The 15,332-nt window shown below is 66.4% G+C and carries 18 protein-coding genes and 1 tRNA gene; 7 read left to right on the top strand and 12 right to left on the bottom strand.

The window, feature by feature from the left end:
- Positions 1 to 59: 59 nt before the first annotated feature.
- The 3 genes from BAMB_RS22090 to BAMB_RS22080 are packed head-to-tail and all read left to right on the top strand — an operon-like array spanning position 60 to position 3,263.
- Complete coding sequence (locus BAMB_RS22090) at positions 60 to 1,385, top strand: MFS transporter (protein ID WP_011659393.1); 1,326 nt, start codon at positions 60 to 62, stop codon at positions 1,383 to 1,385.
- A 37-nt stretch (positions 1,386 to 1,422) separates the two neighbouring features.
- Positions 1,423 to 2,268 (top strand): transketolase, encoded by an 846-nt coding sequence (locus BAMB_RS22085; protein ID WP_011659392.1) that lies wholly within the window; start codon positions 1,423 to 1,425, stop codon positions 2,266 to 2,268.
- On the top strand, positions 2,265 to 3,263 hold the full coding sequence (locus BAMB_RS22080) for a transketolase family protein (RefSeq protein WP_011659391.1): 999 nt from the start codon (positions 2,265 to 2,267) through the stop codon (positions 3,261 to 3,263). The genes BAMB_RS22085 and BAMB_RS22080 overlap by 4 nt, the downstream gene beginning before the upstream one ends.
- A 92-nt stretch (positions 3,264 to 3,355) precedes the next feature.
- Here the strand turns inward: BAMB_RS22080 and BAMB_RS22075 are convergent.
- Positions 3,356 to 3,440 (bottom strand) — tRNA-Leu (locus tag BAMB_RS22075).
- A 144-nt stretch (positions 3,441 to 3,584) separates the two neighbouring features.
- Between BAMB_RS22075 and BAMB_RS22070 the strand changes: the two genes are divergently transcribed.
- Positions 3,585 to 4,910, top strand: coding sequence for a leucine-rich repeat-containing protein kinase family protein (locus BAMB_RS22070; RefSeq protein ID WP_041491516.1), 1,326 nt, complete (start codon positions 3,585 to 3,587; stop codon positions 4,908 to 4,910).
- A 204-nt stretch (positions 4,911 to 5,114) separates the two neighbouring features.
- On the opposite strand, the gene BAMB_RS35460 is transcribed toward BAMB_RS22070, so the two are convergent.
- The 7 genes from BAMB_RS35460 to BAMB_RS22040 form a co-directional block, all read right to left on the bottom strand.
- Positions 5,115 to 5,291 carry a hypothetical protein gene (locus BAMB_RS35460; RefSeq protein ID WP_166488188.1) on the bottom strand — a complete coding sequence of 59 codons (177 nt, stop codon included), beginning with the start codon at positions 5,289 to 5,291 and terminating at the stop codon, positions 5,115 to 5,117.
- Between the two features lie 33 nt (positions 5,292 to 5,324).
- Positions 5,325 to 5,771 (bottom strand): copper chaperone PCu(A)C, encoded by a 447-nt coding sequence (locus BAMB_RS22065; protein WP_011659388.1) that lies wholly within the window; start codon positions 5,769 to 5,771, stop codon positions 5,325 to 5,327.
- A gap of 52 nt (positions 5,772 to 5,823) precedes the next feature.
- A complete protein-coding gene (gene copC, locus BAMB_RS22060) occupies positions 5,824 to 6,189 on the bottom strand; it encodes a copper homeostasis periplasmic binding protein CopC (RefSeq protein WP_011659387.1) in 366 nt (121 codons plus the stop codon).
- Between the two features lie 224 nt (positions 6,190 to 6,413).
- Entirely contained in the window at positions 6,414 to 6,791 is a 378-nt protein-coding gene (locus BAMB_RS22055) for a DUF2946 domain-containing protein (RefSeq protein WP_011659386.1), read from the bottom strand.
- A gap of 101 nt (positions 6,792 to 6,892) precedes the next feature.
- Positions 6,893 to 7,387, bottom strand: a complete 495-nt coding sequence (locus BAMB_RS22050) for an SRPBCC family protein (RefSeq protein ID WP_011659385.1) — start codon at positions 7,385 to 7,387, stop codon at positions 6,893 to 6,895.
- Positions 7,388 to 7,443: 56 nt separating this feature from the next.
- Positions 7,444 to 7,746 carry a 2Fe-2S iron-sulfur cluster-binding protein gene (locus tag BAMB_RS22045; RefSeq protein ID WP_011659384.1) on the bottom strand — a complete coding sequence of 101 codons (303 nt, stop codon included), beginning with the start codon at positions 7,744 to 7,746 and terminating at the stop codon, positions 7,444 to 7,446.
- Between the two features lie 141 nt (positions 7,747 to 7,887).
- Positions 7,888 to 9,774: a sigma-54-dependent Fis family transcriptional regulator gene (locus BAMB_RS22040; RefSeq protein WP_011659383.1), complete on the bottom strand. Its 1,887-nt coding sequence runs from the start codon at positions 9,772 to 9,774 to the stop codon at positions 7,888 to 7,890.
- 426 nt (positions 9,775 to 10,200) lie between these two features.
- On the opposite strand from BAMB_RS22040, the gene BAMB_RS22035 reads away from it, so the two are divergent.
- Together BAMB_RS22035 and BAMB_RS22030 are read left to right on the top strand one after the other, a co-directional pair.
- Complete coding sequence (locus BAMB_RS22035) at positions 10,201 to 10,392, top strand: DUF2964 family protein (RefSeq protein ID WP_041491684.1); 192 nt, start codon at positions 10,201 to 10,203, stop codon at positions 10,390 to 10,392.
- Between the two features lie 245 nt (positions 10,393 to 10,637).
- Positions 10,638 to 10,925 carry a DUF1488 family protein gene (locus BAMB_RS22030; protein WP_011659381.1) on the top strand — a complete coding sequence of 96 codons (288 nt, stop codon included), beginning with the start codon at positions 10,638 to 10,640 and terminating at the stop codon, positions 10,923 to 10,925.
- 145 nt (positions 10,926 to 11,070) lie between these two features.
- Here BAMB_RS22030 and BAMB_RS22025 read toward each other — a convergent pair whose 3' ends face one another.
- The 3 genes from BAMB_RS22025 to BAMB_RS22015 are packed head-to-tail and all read right to left on the bottom strand — an operon-like array spanning position 11,071 to position 12,808.
- Positions 11,071 to 11,934 (bottom strand): MBL fold metallo-hydrolase, encoded by an 864-nt coding sequence (locus BAMB_RS22025; protein WP_011659380.1) that lies wholly within the window; start codon positions 11,932 to 11,934, stop codon positions 11,071 to 11,073.
- Positions 11,935 to 11,937: 3 nt separating this feature from the next.
- A complete protein-coding gene (locus tag BAMB_RS22020; RefSeq protein ID WP_011659379.1) occupies positions 11,938 to 12,264 on the bottom strand; it encodes a hypothetical protein in 327 nt (108 codons plus the stop codon).
- Between the two features lie 13 nt (positions 12,265 to 12,277).
- On the bottom strand, positions 12,278 to 12,808 hold the full coding sequence (locus BAMB_RS22015; RefSeq protein WP_011659378.1) for a hypothetical protein: 531 nt from the start codon (positions 12,806 to 12,808) through the stop codon (positions 12,278 to 12,280).
- Positions 12,809 to 13,009: 201 nt separating this feature from the next.
- Here BAMB_RS22015 and BAMB_RS22010 point away from each other — a divergent pair, with 201 nt between their 5' ends.
- Positions 13,010 to 13,861, top strand: coding sequence for a LysR substrate-binding domain-containing protein (locus tag BAMB_RS22010; protein ID WP_041491515.1), 852 nt, complete (start codon positions 13,010 to 13,012; stop codon positions 13,859 to 13,861).
- A 72-nt stretch (positions 13,862 to 13,933) separates the two neighbouring features.
- On the opposite strand, the gene BAMB_RS22005 is transcribed toward BAMB_RS22010, so the two are convergent.
- Positions 13,934 to 15,235 (bottom strand): NCS2 family permease, encoded by a 1,302-nt coding sequence (locus tag BAMB_RS22005; protein WP_011659376.1) that lies wholly within the window; start codon positions 15,233 to 15,235, stop codon positions 13,934 to 13,936.
- Between the last annotated feature and the right edge of the window lie 97 nt (positions 15,236 to 15,332).

The raw sequence follows: 15,332 nt of genomic DNA, 5'->3' as shown, positions 1-15,332 counted from the left end.
GCGCGCGGCGCCGACCATCATGCACCCGGGACAACCCGGGGCCATGGCAGGAGACGAAGATGAGAGCAAAGTACCCCGCATCGCCGGTTCAGGGCGACATGCTGCAACGGGACGATGCACGGACGTTCGAGGCGGCCACTTATGCGAAGGTCGCGCGGCGGCTGATCCCGTTCCTGATGTTGTGCTACCTGGGCGCGTATCTCGACCGCGTCAACGTCGGATTCGCGAAACTGCAGATGCTCAACGACCTGCGCTTCAGCGAGACGGTATACGGGATGGGCGCAGGCATCTTCTTTCTCGGCTACTTTTTGTTCGAAGTCCCGAGCAACCTGATCCTGCACCGCGTCGGCGCGCGCCGCTGGCTCGCGCGCATCATGCTGACGTGGGCCGTGATTTCGGCCAGCTTCGTGTTCGTCAAGTCGCCCGGCGCATTCTATGCGCTGCGGTTTTTGCTCGGCGTCGCCGAGGCGGGTTTTGCGCCGGGCGTGATCCTGTACCTCACGTACTGGTTTCCGTCGGCGCGTCGCGCGAAGGCGCTGTCGATGTTCTTCATGGCGATTCCGCTCGCCGGGATCATCGGCGGCCCGCTGTCGGGCGCGATCATGCACTCGCTGCACGGCGCGATGTCGATGGCGGGCTGGAAGTGGCTGTTCCTGCTCGAGGCGCTGCCTTCGTTGGTCCTCGGCTTCGCGATCCTGCTGTATCTCGACGACGGCATCGCCGGCGCGAAATGGCTGACCGACGCCGAAAAGGCCTTGCTGACGCGCAACGTATCGGCCGATGCCGAGCACACGACCGCCCACCTGTCGATTCGTGCATTCGTCGCCGACCGCCGCCTGTGGCTGATGGCCGCGATCTATTTCTGCGTCGTGCTCGGGCAGTACGGGCTCACGTTCTGGCTGCCCACGATCATTCGCAAGGCAGGTGTCGCCGATCCGCTGTGGGTCGGCCTGTTCACCGCGGTTCCGTATGCGTGTGCGATCGTCGCGCTGCCGCTGATCGGCATGAGTGCGGATCGCCGCCGTGAGCGCCGCCTCCATCTGGCGGTGCCGATGCTGATCGCCGCGGCGGGCTTCGCGACGTTGCCGCTGCTCGGCAGCGTCGGTGCGTCGATCGTGTGCCTGAGCATTGCGTCCGCCGGCATCCTCGCGTCGTCGTCGCAGTTCTGGTCGCTGCCGACGGCGCTGCTGGGCGGGATGTCGGCAGCCGCCGGGATCGCCGCGGTCAACTGCTTCGCGAACCTGGCGGGCTTCTTTTCCCCGGCGATCGTCGGCTGGCTGAACGACCTGACCGGCAAGTCCACCGCGGGGCTGCTCTTCATCTCCGCCGCGATCACGGTCGGCGCACTGCTGGTGTTCCTGGTGCCCCGATCCGTCAACCGCTGATCGCCCGATTCCTTGTGATCCCCAACTGGAGTTATCGATGGATACCGAAACCGTCCATGAAGCGGTCACGCTCGCCGAGCGCGCATACCGCATCCGAAGAAACGCCGTGCTGATGGGCGAAGTCCAGGGGCAGGGCTATGTCGGCCAGGCGCTCGACATCGCCGACGTGCTGGCCGTCGCGTATTTCGGCGCGATGCGTTATCGCCCCGACGATCCCGAGTGGGAAGGGCGCGACCGCTTCCTGCTGTCGAACGGCCACTATGCGATCGCGCTGTACGCAGCGCTGTTCGAAGCCTGCATCCTGCCAGCAGACGAACTCGAAACTTACGGCAGCGACGACAGTCGCTTGCCGATGTCCGGAATGGCGAGCTACACGCCCGGGATGGAGATGTCCGGCGGTTCGCTCGGGCAGGGCCTGACGATTGCGGTCGGCCGTTGTCTCGGTCTCAAGCGCAATGGCTCGGATGCGTTCGTCTATACGCTGTTTTCGGACGGCGAACTCGACGAAGGCGCGATCTGGGAGGGGCTCATGTCGGCCGCGCACTGGAAGCTCGACAACCTGATCGCGATCGTCGACGTGAACAACCAGCAGGCCGATGGCCCGTCGACGCAAGTCATGGCGTTCGAGCCGCTGGTCGACAAGCTCGAGGCGTTCGGCTGGTACACGCAACGCGTGGACGGCAACGACATCGATGCCGTGAAGCGCGCGTTCGACAACGCGCGCCGGCATGCCGAGCCGCAGCCGCGCATCATCGTCTGCGACACGAAGATGGGGTGCGGCGTGCCGTTCCTCGAAGCACGCGAGAAGAGCCATTTCATTCGCGTCGACGCACACGAGTGGAAGCTCGCGCTCGACGCACTCGAAGCAGGGAGACACGCATGAGTACCGTCGACAACAAGCCGCGCCTGAAGACTTCCGCGATGATCGCGTCGATCGCGGCCGAGGGGCAGGCGACGCGCTCGGCCCCGTTCGGCCATGCGCTGGCGAGTCTTGCACGCGCGAACGGCAACGTGATCGGCATGACGGCCGATCTTGGCAAGTACACCGACCTGCACATTTTCGCGAAGGAATTTCCGGAGCGTTACTACCAGATGGGCATGGCGGAGCAATTGCTGATGGGCGCCGCCGCCGGGTTCGCGCACGAAGGTGTGCAGCCGTTCGTCACGACCTATGCGGTGTTCGCGACACGCCGGGCATACGACTTCATTCACCAGGCGATCGCCGAGGACAATCTCGATGTGAAGCTGGTGTGTGCGTTGCCGGGACTCACGACCGGCTACGGGCCGAGCCATCAGGCGGCAGAGGACCTTGCGCTGATGCGTGCGATGCCGAACATGACGGTGATCGATCCGTGCGACGCGCTCGACATCGAGCAGATGGTTCCGGCGATTGCCGCGCACAAGGGGCCGGTCTATGCGCGCCTGCTGCGTGGAAACGTGCCGGTCGTGCTCGACGAATACGATTACCGTTTCGAACTCGGCAAGGCCAAGCTGCTGCGCGACGGCAACGACGTACTGCTGATCTCGTCCGGGATCATGACGATGCGCGCGCTCGAGGTCGCGAAGGCGCTTGAAGCAGATCGCGTCGATGTGGCCGTGCTGCACGTGCCGACGATCAAGCCGCTCGATACGGCGACCATCGTTCGCGAGGCATCGCGCAAGGGACGCATGGTGATCGTCGCGGAGAACCATACGGTGATCGGCGGACTCGGCGAAGCGGTGGCGACTGCATTGCTTGGCGCCGGCGTTGCCGTACCGTTCCGCCAGATCGCGCTGCCGGATGCGTATCTCGCCGCGGGCGCGTTGCCGACGCTGCACGAGCGCTACGGGATCTCGGTCGGCGCGATGCGCGCGAATATCAGATCGTGGGTCGGATAACGGCCTGTGCAACGTCCTCGAAACAAAAAAACCGCGAAGCGTTGCGCTGTCGCGGTTTTTTGCACATGCCCGAAACACGGAGAAACCGTGTTTGGTGCCGACGGCGAGACTCGAACTCGCACAGCTTTCGCCACTACCCCCTCAAGATAGCGTGTCTACCAATTTCACCACGTCGGCACTGCAGGGGCGCAATTCTAGCGTCACATTCCGCGTTTGTGAAGGGGGCATGACAAAGTCGTGTCCGGGCGCGCGATCGATCCCGGTAGAATTCGTCCGATCGACGCCGATAATCCTCGCAACTACCGCCACCCGTTTTCTCCCGTGACCCACACCCTCGAACAACTGCAGACCGGCCAGCTGGCGGGCGCCCGGCAACTCAAGCTCGCGTGCGGGCTGACCGAATTTCCGCGCGAGATCTTCGATCTGGCGGACACGCTCGAAGTGCTCGACCTGTCCGGCAATGCGCTGTCCGCGCTGCCGGACGACCTGTCGCGGCTGCATCGCCTGCGCATCCTGTTCGCGTCCGGCAACGACTTCACCGAATTCCCCGAAGTCCTCGGCACGTGTGCGCAGCTCGACATGATCGGCTTCAAGGCGAACCGGATCCGCACGGTGCCGCGCGGTTCGCTGCCGCGCGCGCTGCGCTGGCTGATCCTGACCGACAACGAAATCGACGCACTGCCGGCCGATATCGGCGATTGTTCGCGCTTGCAGAAGCTGATGCTCGCGGGCAACCGGCTACGTGCATTGCCCGCCGAAATGGCCGCGTGCCGTTCGCTCGAACTGATCCGGCTGTCGGCCAACCGGCTCGACGCGCTGCCGGACTGGCTGCTGCGTCTGCCTCGCCTCGCATGGCTCGCGTCCGCGGGTAACCCGTTCGGTGCCGCGCCGGAGGCCGCCGCGTCGGCGGAGCCGGGCGTCGCGGACATCGACTGGACGTCGCTCGCCTGCGACCACAAGCTCGGCGAAGGCGCATCGGGCGTCATCTACCGCGCGCAGTGGCGCCCGGACGGCCACGCGCCGCGAGCGGTCGCGGTGAAGCTGTTCAAGGGCGCGGTGACGAGCGACGGGCTGCCCGACTGCGAAATGGCCGCCTGCCTGCACGCCGGGCGCCACCCGAACATGATTCCGGTGATCGGCAAGGTACGCGGTCATCCGGACGGCACGCACGGGCTCGTGATGGAACTGGTCGATCCGGCGCTGACGAACCTCGCCGGGCCGCCGAGCTTCGCGTCCTGTACGCGCGACGTGTATGCGGCCGACGCACGATTCGAGCCGGCCGCGGCAGCGCGGATCGCGCTCGGCATCGCGTCGGTCGCCGCGCATCTGCACGCGCGCGGCATCATGCACGGCGACCTGTACGCGCACAACATCCTGCACGACGGCAAGGGCGGCGCGCTGCTCGGGGATTTCGGCGCGGCGTCGGTCTACGACGTGAACGATCGCGTGCGCGCGGCGCGGCTCGAACGGCTGGAAGTCAGGGCGTTCGGGTATCTGCTCGGCGAGCTGCTGGCGCGCTGCGAGCCGCGTGCATGGGAAGGTTCGCACGCACTCGACGCGCTGGCGGCCGCGTGTCTGAACGAGGATATCGACGCGCGGCCCTCGTTCGGCGACGTGTCGGCCGTGTTGGCTGCGTCGACGGCCTGACGGGGTTGCCTTTTGTTTCGGCGCAGGCCGTCGCCGTGCGAATCGTCACGCTTGCCGCGCGGTCAGCAGTTTGATCCCGAGCCCGACGAACAGCAATCCGCTGGCGCGCTCGGCCTCATGCGGTTACGGGCCGACGCCGAAGCCGCGATGAAGCCGGCGCACGCCGAACGAATAGACGCTGTGAACGACGACGGTGCCGGCACGTCAGCTCCCGCCGCGCACGCAGTACGCAGCGATCGACGACGGCGTATCGATCGCCGCCGGCCGCGTGATCCATGCGATCCACGCCGCCCATAACCCGCAGACGATCAACACGGCGATATTCAGCGGCGTCCGATAGCGGACGATCAAGTCAGCCAGCGGCAAGCGTTCTTTGCTCATGTGCGTTTCTCCTCGACCGTTGCGTATATGGCGTTACTGGCCCGCGTAGGAAGGCGCCTTCGCGTCGCAGGTCACGGACACCGTCGAGCCGTCGGCGAAATGCAGCCGGAACGGCACCTTCGCGCCGGGCGCGACCGGCTGGCGTGGTTCCTCCAGCATCACGTGATAGCTCTTCGGCTTGAATGTCACCGTGCCGTGCGCGGGCACGTCGACCGCGTCGACGTGAACCATCTTCGCGGTACTGCCGGCCGTCTGCGTTTCGTGGATCATCGCCATCCCGAATGCGGGCGTATCGATGCTCGTGAGGGTGGCGGGCTTGTCGCCATCGTTCTTCAGCGTGAAGTAGCCGGACGACGGCACCGTCGCCGGCATCGTGCGGATCCAGCACGCATCGGCCTGTACGGGCGACGCGGCGAACGTGACGGGCGCCTGGAGCGAGAGCAGTGCAAACAGCAGGCTGGTCGGAATCGAGCGTTTCATCGAGTGTGTTCCTGATCGGGTAGGGAAGCGTGCCGCGCGGGTTGCGTATGCGTTACTTCAGCGTGAACGTATAGCGGCCCTGCGTGCGATGGCCGTCGCTCGCCACCGCGATCCATGCGACCGTATACGTGCCGGCTGCCAAGTTGGTCAGCGCAACATGCATTCGCTTCCGGTTGCCGGCATCGACCGCGGATTTCCCGTCGGCGACCGACTGACCGTGGCTGTCGGTGACCGCGATCGAACTGAATGCGGGCTCGAGCGTTTCGCTGAAGTCGATCGCGACCTCGTGCGGCGCGCTCGACAACGTGGCGTCGGCGGCCGGTTCCATGGTTTTCGGGTGCGCGTGCGCATGAGCGGCCTGTGCGATGACGAAGCCGAGTGCGACGAGTGCGCCGCGCAGGAATGCAGTGGTTTTCATGAAGGGATGGTCCGATTGGAAATGACAAGGAGAACGATGCATTCGACGTGCGGCCGCGCGTTCGCGCATGCGTGATCGCCGGAAGCGGGCGAGCGCATGCACGGCACGACACCGCGAGCAACAGGGTCGAACATGAGCGTCCTTCGAAACGTGACACGGCATGCACGCGCAGCGCGCGTGCGGACGGCGCGATGCGCTACGGCATCACGCGCGGTGACGACGAATCAGGACGCGAACGGTGGGGCGCGCGGTTGCGCGGCCGTGAGCGGCAGCGCGCGGCGCAGGCTTTCGAAGCGGGTGGCTGCGCGGTGCTGGAGGAGGTGAACGTGGGCCGCGAACGTGAGTTCCGGCGCGGGCAAGGCGGGCGTATGGGCCAGCAGGTTGCAGTAGCCGCAAGCCTGCAGATGGGCCTGCAGTCGCTTCGACGACGCATCGCCGGCGTGGTCGCCGCCAGCCGGCCCGGCCGTGCAATAACCGGCAAGCAGCGCGTCGACGCGGTCGTGTGTGGTCAGCGCCTGCGAGATCGTCGGCGCGAGCGCGGTCATCAGGATGGCGAGCATCCCGATCAGACTGACGATCTTCCGGAGTCGACGACTCAGCATGCGATGCGCGGCGGCGTAAGGGCGACGATGGAGCGGATTATGCCACGCACGTCGATGCGCATGTCGGCCGGGGCATGCGGCGTGGTGGCACGCTATCCGTGCTAGGCGTGCTTCGCCAGGTATTTCGTGATCAGCATCATCTGGGCGGCCCAGCCGTGGTCATTCATCTCGCGCGCCTTCGCGCGGCGCGCTTCGATCAGTTGATCGAAACCCGTTTCGGTGACCGTCAGCAGCGTGCCGCCGTTGGCTTCCGCGAGCGTGAATGTGACGAGCGTCATCGGCTCGGACGCATAGTCGAAGTTCGGATCGATCGCGAACGGATGCCAGCGAAAGGAGAACAGTTGCTTCGGCTCGATGCGATCGACGACGATTTCGAATACCGTGCCCGCGTACGGCTCCTGTGCCTTGGCGACGTCGTCGTCGACGAGCGTGGGCGTGATGCGGCCGAACATCGACTGGCCGGCCACGAACGGCCCGTCGAACGTCACGCCGAACCAGGTGCCGAATTCCCCGGCATTGCTGACGGCTTCCCACACGCGCGCCAGCGGCGCGGCAAGCAGGGTTTGTTTCTCGATGCGATCGGTTGGCTGGGTCATCACGTTCTCCAGGCAGGCATCATCGTTGCAGGACGGCACGCGGCCGCGCGCCGCATTCAGTCGATCATCTCCGCATCGGGCACGTCGAGCACGACATCGGAGGTCGCGACGGCCACGCACGGCAGCGTATAGCCGTCGGCCTTTTCCTCGCGGGAGAGCCCCGGCCATTCGATCGTGTAGCGTACGCTTCCGCTGACGATCCTGCACAGGCAGCTTCGACACGTGCCGTTGCGGCACGAACGCGGCAGCCTGACGTGCGCGAACGCGGCCGCCTCGAGCAGCGTCAGCGAATCGGGAGCGTCGAACGTCGCGCCGAGCGGCTCAATGCGCACGAGCGGCGGGTGGTCGGGATCGGTCATGGGTCGAAGCGGGCGGCGCGGCGGCGGCAAGGTAAGGCAAGTCAAGGCAAGGCAAGGCAAGGCAAGGCAAGGCAAGGCAAGGCAAGGCAAGGCAAGGCAAGCGCCAAGCATACCCGAAGCCGCCTGCAGCCGGCCCCGACGTCAGTGTCGCCGCAGGTAGCGGTACACGGTGTTGCGCGCGAGCCCGAGCTCACGCGCGGCGGCCGATACGTTGCCGCCATGCCGCGCGAGCACCGCGTCGATCACCGCGGCCTGGTGGCTCTGCAGCGTCGTCGCTGCGCGCGTATCGGCCGGTGCTTTCGCTGTGGGCGAGTTGTCGCAGTCGAGCCAGAAATCGTCCGGCAAGTGCGCGAGCGTGATTTCGGGTTCGTCCTCGGCGAGCATGCCGGCCGTACGCAGCACGTTGGTCATTTGCCTCAGGTTGCCGGGCCAGCGGTGCCGCATGAACGCGTCGAGTACGTCGGCCGCGACGCGGCCCGGCATCGGTTCGCTGCGCGCAAGCCGCGCGAGAATTCGCTCGACCAGCGCCGGCAGGTCGGTGCGGGCGGCGAGCGCCGGCAGCGTGACCGCGAGTCCGTTGATACGGTAGAACAGGTCTTCGCGGAACGTGCCTTCCGCGATCATCGCGCGCAGGTCGCGGTGGGTCGCGCAGACCACGCGCACGTCGACCGGCACCGCGCGTGCGCCTCCGAGCGGCATCACCGCGCGCTCCTGCAGCACGCGCATCAGCCTGACCTGCTGCGCGAGCGGCATGTCGCCGATTTCGTCGAGAAACAGCGTGCCGCCGTCGGCCTGCGCGATCTTGCCGGGGCTGCCGCGCTTGCGCGCGCCGGTGAATGCGCCGTCCTCGTAGCCGAACAGTTCGGCCTCGATCAGCGAATCCGGCAGCGCCGCACAGTTGACCGCGACGAACGGTCCGTCCGCGCGCGGCGACGCCTGATGCAGCGCACGCGCGAGCCATTCCTTGCCGGTGCCGGTCTGGCCGAGGATCAGCAGCGGCAGGTCGCGTCCGCGGATCTTCGCGACGCGTTCGAGCACGGCGGCCATCCGCGCATCGCCGGTGTCGAGCGTCGCGAACGTGATGGCGTCGGGGTCCGGCGCGCGCAGGCGCACGGCGGAGGCGGGCGGCGAGACGGCGATGGCCGTCTTGTGCGCTTCCGCGAATTCGCAGCGCGCGAGCACGCGCACGCCGGTCGACAGCGTCAGGCGGAACGGTGCGCCGGCGGCGCGGGCCGCCTGCTGCGCGAGTTCGCCGAAGTGCATGCCGAACAGTGCGTCGCAGCCGTGATGCTGCAACGCATCGAACGTGGCGCCGAGCTGAAATTGCGCGCTGCGATTCGCGGCGATCAGCCCGCCGTCGGGGCCGAACGCGACGAGCCCGGCGAACAGCGAGTCCACGCAATCCTCGTGTGCATGGAAGCGCAGCCGCAGCGCTTCCGCGCACTGGTTCGCGAACAGGTGGTTCTCGATCAGTTGCGCGGACATCCGAACGAGCGCGAGCGTATGGGGGCTGAAGCCGCGCGGGTCGCCGCTCACGTCGAGCGTGCCGAGCGTGCGGCCGAACGGGTCGATGATCGGCGCGCACGAGCAGGTGAGGATATGGTTCGCGCGCAGGAAGTGTTCGGACCCATGCACGGCGAGCGCCTGGCCCGACGCGAGCGCGGTGCCGATCGCGTTGGTGCCGCGTGCGCCTTCGGCCCACGACACGCCGGTGCACAGCGCGACGCGGTTGGCTTTCTCGATGAAGTCCGCGTCGCCGATGCTGTGCAGGATCACGCCGTCGGCATCGGTGAGCAGCACGAGGCTTTGCGTGTCGGCGATCTGCGCGTGGAGGTTCTCCATCACCGGGCGCGCGTGCGCGAACAGCGCGTGGTTCGTGTCGAGCAGTTCGCGCAGCGCGACGCGCGACAGCGGCGAGAAATCGGGGCGCTCGTTGGCGCGCAGGCCGACCGCGGTCGAACGGGCATGCGCCTGCGCGAGCAGGTCGTTGCGGCCCGCGGTGGCGGGCAGCACGAAAGGTTGAGGCATGTCTTGTCTCCTGTCGGCCAGAGTTGGCGCTTTAACGCTTGCTCTGATCCCATGCTTCGCGGTCGGCCCAAGTTGGCGCCTCAGCACTTGCTCTGGTCCCATGCTTCGCGGTCGTCCCAGCTTGGCACTTCAGCGCGCACTTGGGCCCTATGCTTCGCGGTCGACCCACCTCGGCACTTCAGCGCTTGTCTGGGCCCCTGCATCGCAATCGACCACCTCGCCGCCTTGCACCGCACCATCCGTCACCGGGGCCGCCGCCATCGATATCGCCTCATCATACAAGCGCGGCGCGCGTTGTGCGACTGAGTATAAAAACCCCTTGCTTTTAAGCACCCGCCTGCAATGATGAAAGCGGAGCACGCACGCGCCGTGTTCCGCATCGCAACACGCATGCGACGTGACATGCATCCGTTCGGGAGACGCACCATGGTTCGAACGGAACTGAGAGTCGTGCTGGCGGCCATCGCCACCTTCATCATGCTGGGCGGCATTGCCGTGGCGATCCACGGTCTGCTGTTCGACTTGGCCGACGCGGTGCAATACGGGGCCGCCGCCATTGCGGTAGGCGCCACGACCGCCGCGATCTCGCTGAATATCTGGCCGACCGACCCTCACTGACGCTGTTCGGAAAACGGTGTCGGATGTCGCGCTGGTCAGAGGAAATGCGCGTCGAAACGACGCGTGTCGTAAATGTTGCCTCCTGCGCGAAACCGTCTAAAGTGGAATGCAACCGGCATGCATTGTCCGCGCCATACCCTCCGTGGATGGTGCCTCCGCCGGCGAGCCCGCGTACATTTTTCGTCCGGCCGGTAGCGGACGACGGACGCGGTCATTTGCTTTCTACCGGCCGATAGGCGGCTCCCATGCAAATTCATTTCACGAATGAGAAGCCCGAATATTCGGGGCGCGACCTGATGCTTGGATTCACGGCGTTGGTCAATGGCGAGCGCGTCCAATGTCAGATCACCGCCGAGGCGCTGGAGGACCATTTCGGTGCGGCGTCGCCGCGCTTCGAGGACATGGTCGGTGCGTACGATCAGCATCGCGAGCGTATCGAGGCGGCCGCGCGGCGGCTGCTGTCCGAAACGCGCGCGCAATGCCTGACGCTGCGCAGCGGCTACGTGCGCTTCTACGAGGCGAACTGGCGCTGAACCGGACGATCGGGCAGCGACGGAGCGGGCGCCGAACACCGGCGCCCGTGTCGTATCGGCGCATGCTGGTCTGCAGCCCCGCTTAGGCCGGATGGCACGATGCCAACATCGTGCGGCGCGATGGCGTGCCTGCGTGCCGTTTCCGTCAATCCGCCCCGATGAGCGCACACGCGCCGTCGGTTGCACCATTCGCGCGCGCGATGCGTGCGAAGCCCGAGTCGGTGAGGTGCATGCCCGCGATCAACACGTTGTCCGAAGCAACTTCGGCGAGCGTGGCCGCGCGCGTCGCGGATGCCTGCGACGGATCCTGGTCGAACGCGATCGACACGTCGGGGCGGGCGACCTGGATCGGCGCGAAATGCACGAGATCGCCCCAGATCAGCAGGCGCTCGCCGCGCGATTCAACGCGATAGCCGGTGTGGCCGGGCGTGTGCCCCGGTAGCGGCACCGCGACGATGCCGGGCAGTACGTCGCCTGCGTCGATCGTCCGGAGTTGCGCGCGGTAAGCGTCGAAGGTCCGTCGTGCGATCTGGAAATTGACGCGTGCGCGTTCACTTGCCCGCTCGTACGCGTCGTCGTCCAGCCAGAACGCGCATTCCCGTTCATGAATGAGCACCGCCGCTTGTGCAAAGGCCGGCTGTCCGTCCGCGTCGAGCAGACCGCCGATGTGGTCGGGATGCGCGTGCGTGAGCAGGATCGTGTCGATGTCGCGTGCATCGATACCGGCGTGCGCCAGTGACGGACGCAACCGGCCGCCCCAGTTGCGGATGCCGCCGGCACCGGTGTCGACGAGCACGGTGCGGCCGTTTCCGCGTATCACGTAGCAGTTGATGTTGACGTCCGACGGCGCGAGGATGCCGGCGCGATGCATGATGCCGGTCGCATCGTCCACGTCGATGTTCGACAGCAGGTCGAGGCCGGCCGTCAGCGTGCCGTCGCTGATCGCGGTCACCGAGAAATCGCCGACCTGACGACGCGGAAATGACAGGCGGGGAATGAGTGTGCTCATGGGTCAATGTCGCGCGTGAAGGTGGGCGGTGTCGTAGCCGAAGCAGCGGATGCGTGCGACGCATCCGGTGTGGCGGAGAATTTCGCGATCCAGTTCGGCCATGAACCGATCCATCAATTCAGTGGTGCGAAACGATGCGATGCGAAAGCGAATCTCCGCGCTGACCGGATGTCCGCGGCCGTGCCGGATCGGCACAAAGGCGACGTGAATCGTGCCGGGCGCGGCGCTCAGCACGTCGGTGCAGAGTGTCTCGCAGGCCGACGACAGTCCGTCGAGCGCCGCGTTCGCCGGCATGTTCGCCTCGGGGATGAAAATCGTGACGCTGGGCATGGCAGGACTCCCGTCAGTGTGCCGTTGCCGACGCCGGCGCGCTGACGAGCCGATCGCCCATCGGTGCATAAAGCCGGATCGCGGTGCCGGACGCGAGCCGCGCCTGATCCTGATCCAGCACGGCCAGCCAGCGAGCGGCCGGCAGGCAGTCCAGCGCGACTGCACGCAGGGCCGTGGCAGCGATTCCCGCTTGTGCGAACGGCGCAGCGTTGTCGCAAACGGCCAGCCATCGATTGCCGGAGACGGCCGGCGCCGATGCGGCGCTGTCGTACACGTTGCGGCGCCACTCGACGATGTGCGGCTGCCAGCGCGCGAAATTGCCGCCGCCTTTGTCGCGGTAATCGGCCGAGGTCAGCACGTCGGCGCCGTCGATCGTATGCAGCGCAAGGTAGACCGGGCCGTCGCCACCGAGCGCACGAAAGCGTTGCGACGTGCGAAAGCCGGGTACGGAAATCAGCGCCGGCAGTTTGACGCGGCTGTAAAAGTCGTTCCACTCGGCTTCGACTGCCGGCTCGGCGATGCTGCATTCAACGGCATAGATCATCACACCTCCACGGGTAGCAAAGCGGCCTTCGGGATGGGTCGCCGCTCGACTGGTTGAGTTTTTGTCATGATAATTAGTCAATGAATGGGCGAAAAACGATGATTCATCACCGTTCAATGACATTTGATCAAGCTATGACCGACGCGGGTCGAACCGGGAGCAATCGTGACGCGACGCAGGATTCCAAGCAATTCGGCATTGATGGCATTCGAGGCCGCGGCGCGGCATGGGAGCTTCGCGCGTGCGGCCGACGAGTTGGCGCTGACCGAAGGCGCGATCAGCCGGCAGATCGGCCGGCTGGAGATGTTCCTGGGCGTGTCGCTGTTCGAGCGGGTCGGCAACCGCGTTCGGGTCGCGCCGAACGGCGCGCGCTACGCGGCGCAGGTTCGCGAAGTGCTGGATCGGCTCGAGCGCGACAGTCAGTACTTGATGGGGCAGCCCGGCGACGGCGGCAGCGTGGATATCGCCGTGACGCCGACGTTTGCGACGCGCTGGCTGATTCCACGGCTCAAGGATTTCCAGACGCGGCATCCGAACATCACCGTGCATTTCGCCGATCGCGCCGAGCCGTTCGTACTGGCCGGCAGCGGATTCGATGCGGCGATTCATTTCGAGCATCCGGCATGGGCCGGCATGCATACGTACCGGTTGTGCGAGGAGGTGCTGGTGCCGGTCTGCCATCCGTCGCTGCTCGCGGGCGGGCATCCGGACGCGTTGCTGGGCACGCTGCCGCGCCTGCACAAGCGCCAGACGCCGGATGCATGGTCGGCGTACGTGCAGGAGACGGGGTTGCCGGTGAACAATCCGGCCGCCGGTGCGCGCTACGATCTGTACTCGATGCTGATCGCGGCGGCGCTGGCCGGGCTCGGCGTCGCGCTGGTGCCGCGGCTCTATGTCGACGCCGAGATCGCGCAAGGATTGCTCGCGGCGCCCTGGCCCGACGGTCGGGGCGTGGTCAAGCGCTTCTGTCTCGTGTTGCCCGACGCGCTGGAGCTGGGCGACGGTCCGCTGCAGACCTTCGCGCACTGGGTACTGCGGCAGGCGGACGCGTGATGCGCGTACCCCAACAAAAACGCCACCCGAAGGTGGCGTGGTTTCATCGCGCATCGCACCGATGCGCGTGCGTCACTCGCTGCCGAGATAGAAGAAGCGGAACAGGAACACGGCCGCGATGATCCACACGACCGGCTTGACCGTGCGGGCCTGGCCCGTCAGCAGCTTCAGGCCGCCATACGAGATGAAGCCGAACGCGACGCCGTTCGCGATCGAGTACGTGAACGGCATCAGCAGCGCGGTCAGCGCGGCCGGCACGGCTTCGGTCGCATCGTCCCACGGCACGTCGACCATCTCGCGCAGCATCAGGCACGACACGTACAGCAGCGCGGGCGCGGTCGCGTAGGCCGGCACGACGCCGGCGAGCGGCGCGATGAACAGGCACGCGAGGAACAGCACCGCGACGGTGATCGCCGTCACACCCGTGCGGCCGCCGGCCTGCACGCCCGACGCGCTTTCGATATACGCGGTGGTCGACGACGTGCCGAGCACCGAGCCCGCGACGATCGCGGTGCTGTCGGCGAGCAGCGCCTTGTTCAGGCGGTTCATCTTGCCTTCGACGAGCAGGCCCGCGCGGTTCGCGACGCCCATCAGCGTGCCGGTCGCGTCGAACAGCTCGACGAGGAAGAACACAAGGATCACGTTGATGATGCCGGTCGACAGGGCGGCGCCGATGTCGAGCTTGAACAGCGTCGCGTCGATCGACGGCGGCGCGGAGAACACGCCGTGGAACTGGTTGCCGCCGAAGAAGAACGACAGGATCGTCACGCCGATGATGCCGATCAGGATCGCGCCGCGCACGCGCAGATGGTCGAGCGTGACGATCGTGAAGAAGCCGATGATCGCGAGGATCGTGTCGTGCTTGTGCAGGTCGCCGAGCGTGACGAGCGTGGCCGGGCTGCCGACGATCACGCCGGAGGTCTTCAGCGAGATGATGCCGAGGAACAGCCCGATGCCGGCGGTGATCGAGATGCGCAGCGATTTCGGAATGCCGTTGACGATCGCTTCGCGCACGCGGAACAGCGTGACGAGCAGGAACAGGCAGCCGGAGATGAACACCGCGCCGAGCGCGGCCTGCCACGTGAAACCCATCCCCTTGACGACCGTGTACGCGAAATACGCGTTCAGGCCCATGCCCGGCGCGCAGGCGATCGGGTAGTTCGCGTACAGCCCCATGATGAGCGACGCCAGCGCCGCGACGAGGCAGGTCGCGACGAACACGGATTCCTTCGGCATGCCGGCGTCGCCGAGGATCGCCGGGTTGACGAAGATGATGTAAGCCATCGTCAGGAACGTGGTGACGCCCGCGAGTATTTCGGTGCGGAAGTCGGTGCCGGCTTCAGCGAAGCCGAAATACCGCTTGATGGATTCCATGAAGGCGTTTCTCCGATCGGATTGTCGTGTTGCTTGTTGTTTGTGCCGAATTGTTGTAACGGCAGCGCGCGGCCGGCGTACTGTAACCAGCCACTAT

This window comes from Burkholderia ambifaria AMMD (assembly GCF_000203915.1).
GTDB lineage: Bacteria > Pseudomonadota > Gammaproteobacteria > Burkholderiales > Burkholderiaceae > Burkholderia > Burkholderia ambifaria.
This window is presented reverse-complemented; position numbering and strand designations above follow the sequence as displayed.

Excerpts from the sequence above, each read along its gene's own strand:
- BAMB_RS22090 (WP_011659393.1), top strand. The coding sequence starts at position 60 with ATGAGAGCAAAGTACCCCGCATCGCCGGTTCAGGGCGACATGCTGCAA.
- BAMB_RS22085 (WP_011659392.1), top strand. The coding sequence starts at position 1,423 with ATGGATACCGAAACCGTCCATGAAGCGGTCACGCTCGCCGAGCGCGCA.
- BAMB_RS22080 (WP_011659391.1), top strand. The coding sequence starts at position 2,265 with ATGAGTACCGTCGACAACAAGCCGCGCCTGAAGACTTCCGCGATGATC.
- BAMB_RS35460 (WP_166488188.1), bottom strand. The coding sequence starts at position 5,291 with ATGAGCAAAGAACGCTTGCCGCTGGCTGACTTGATCGTCCGCTATCGG.
- BAMB_RS22065 (WP_011659388.1), bottom strand. The coding sequence starts at position 5,771 with ATGAAACGCTCGATTCCGACCAGCCTGCTGTTTGCACTGCTCTCGCTC.
- copC (WP_011659387.1), bottom strand. The coding sequence starts at position 6,189 with ATGAAAACCACTGCATTCCTGCGCGGCGCACTCGTCGCACTCGGCTTC.
- BAMB_RS22055 (WP_011659386.1), bottom strand. The coding sequence starts at position 6,791 with ATGCTGAGTCGTCGACTCCGGAAGATCGTCAGTCTGATCGGGATGCTC.
- BAMB_RS22050 (WP_011659385.1), bottom strand. The coding sequence starts at position 7,387 with ATGACCCAGCCAACCGATCGCATCGAGAAACAAACCCTGCTTGCCGCG.
- BAMB_RS22045 (WP_011659384.1), bottom strand. The coding sequence starts at position 7,746 with ATGACCGATCCCGACCACCCGCCGCTCGTGCGCATTGAGCCGCTCGGC.
- BAMB_RS22040 (WP_011659383.1), bottom strand. The coding sequence starts at position 9,774 with ATGCCTCAACCTTTCGTGCTGCCCGCCACCGCGGGCCGCAACGACCTG.
- BAMB_RS22035 (WP_041491684.1), top strand. The coding sequence starts at position 10,201 with ATGGTTCGAACGGAACTGAGAGTCGTGCTGGCGGCCATCGCCACCTTC.
- BAMB_RS22030 (WP_011659381.1), top strand. The coding sequence starts at position 10,638 with ATGCAAATTCATTTCACGAATGAGAAGCCCGAATATTCGGGGCGCGAC.
- BAMB_RS22025 (WP_011659380.1), bottom strand. The coding sequence starts at position 11,934 with ATGAGCACACTCATTCCCCGCCTGTCATTTCCGCGTCGTCAGGTCGGC.
- BAMB_RS22020 (WP_011659379.1), bottom strand. The coding sequence starts at position 12,264 with ATGCCCAGCGTCACGATTTTCATCCCCGAGGCGAACATGCCGGCGAAC.
- BAMB_RS22015 (WP_011659378.1), bottom strand. The coding sequence starts at position 12,808 with ATGATCTATGCCGTTGAATGCAGCATCGCCGAGCCGGCAGTCGAAGCC.
- BAMB_RS22010 (WP_041491515.1), top strand. The coding sequence starts at position 13,010 with ATGGCATTCGAGGCCGCGGCGCGGCATGGGAGCTTCGCGCGTGCGGCC.
- BAMB_RS22005 (WP_011659376.1), bottom strand. The coding sequence starts at position 15,235 with ATGGAATCCATCAAGCGGTATTTCGGCTTCGCTGAAGCCGGCACCGAC.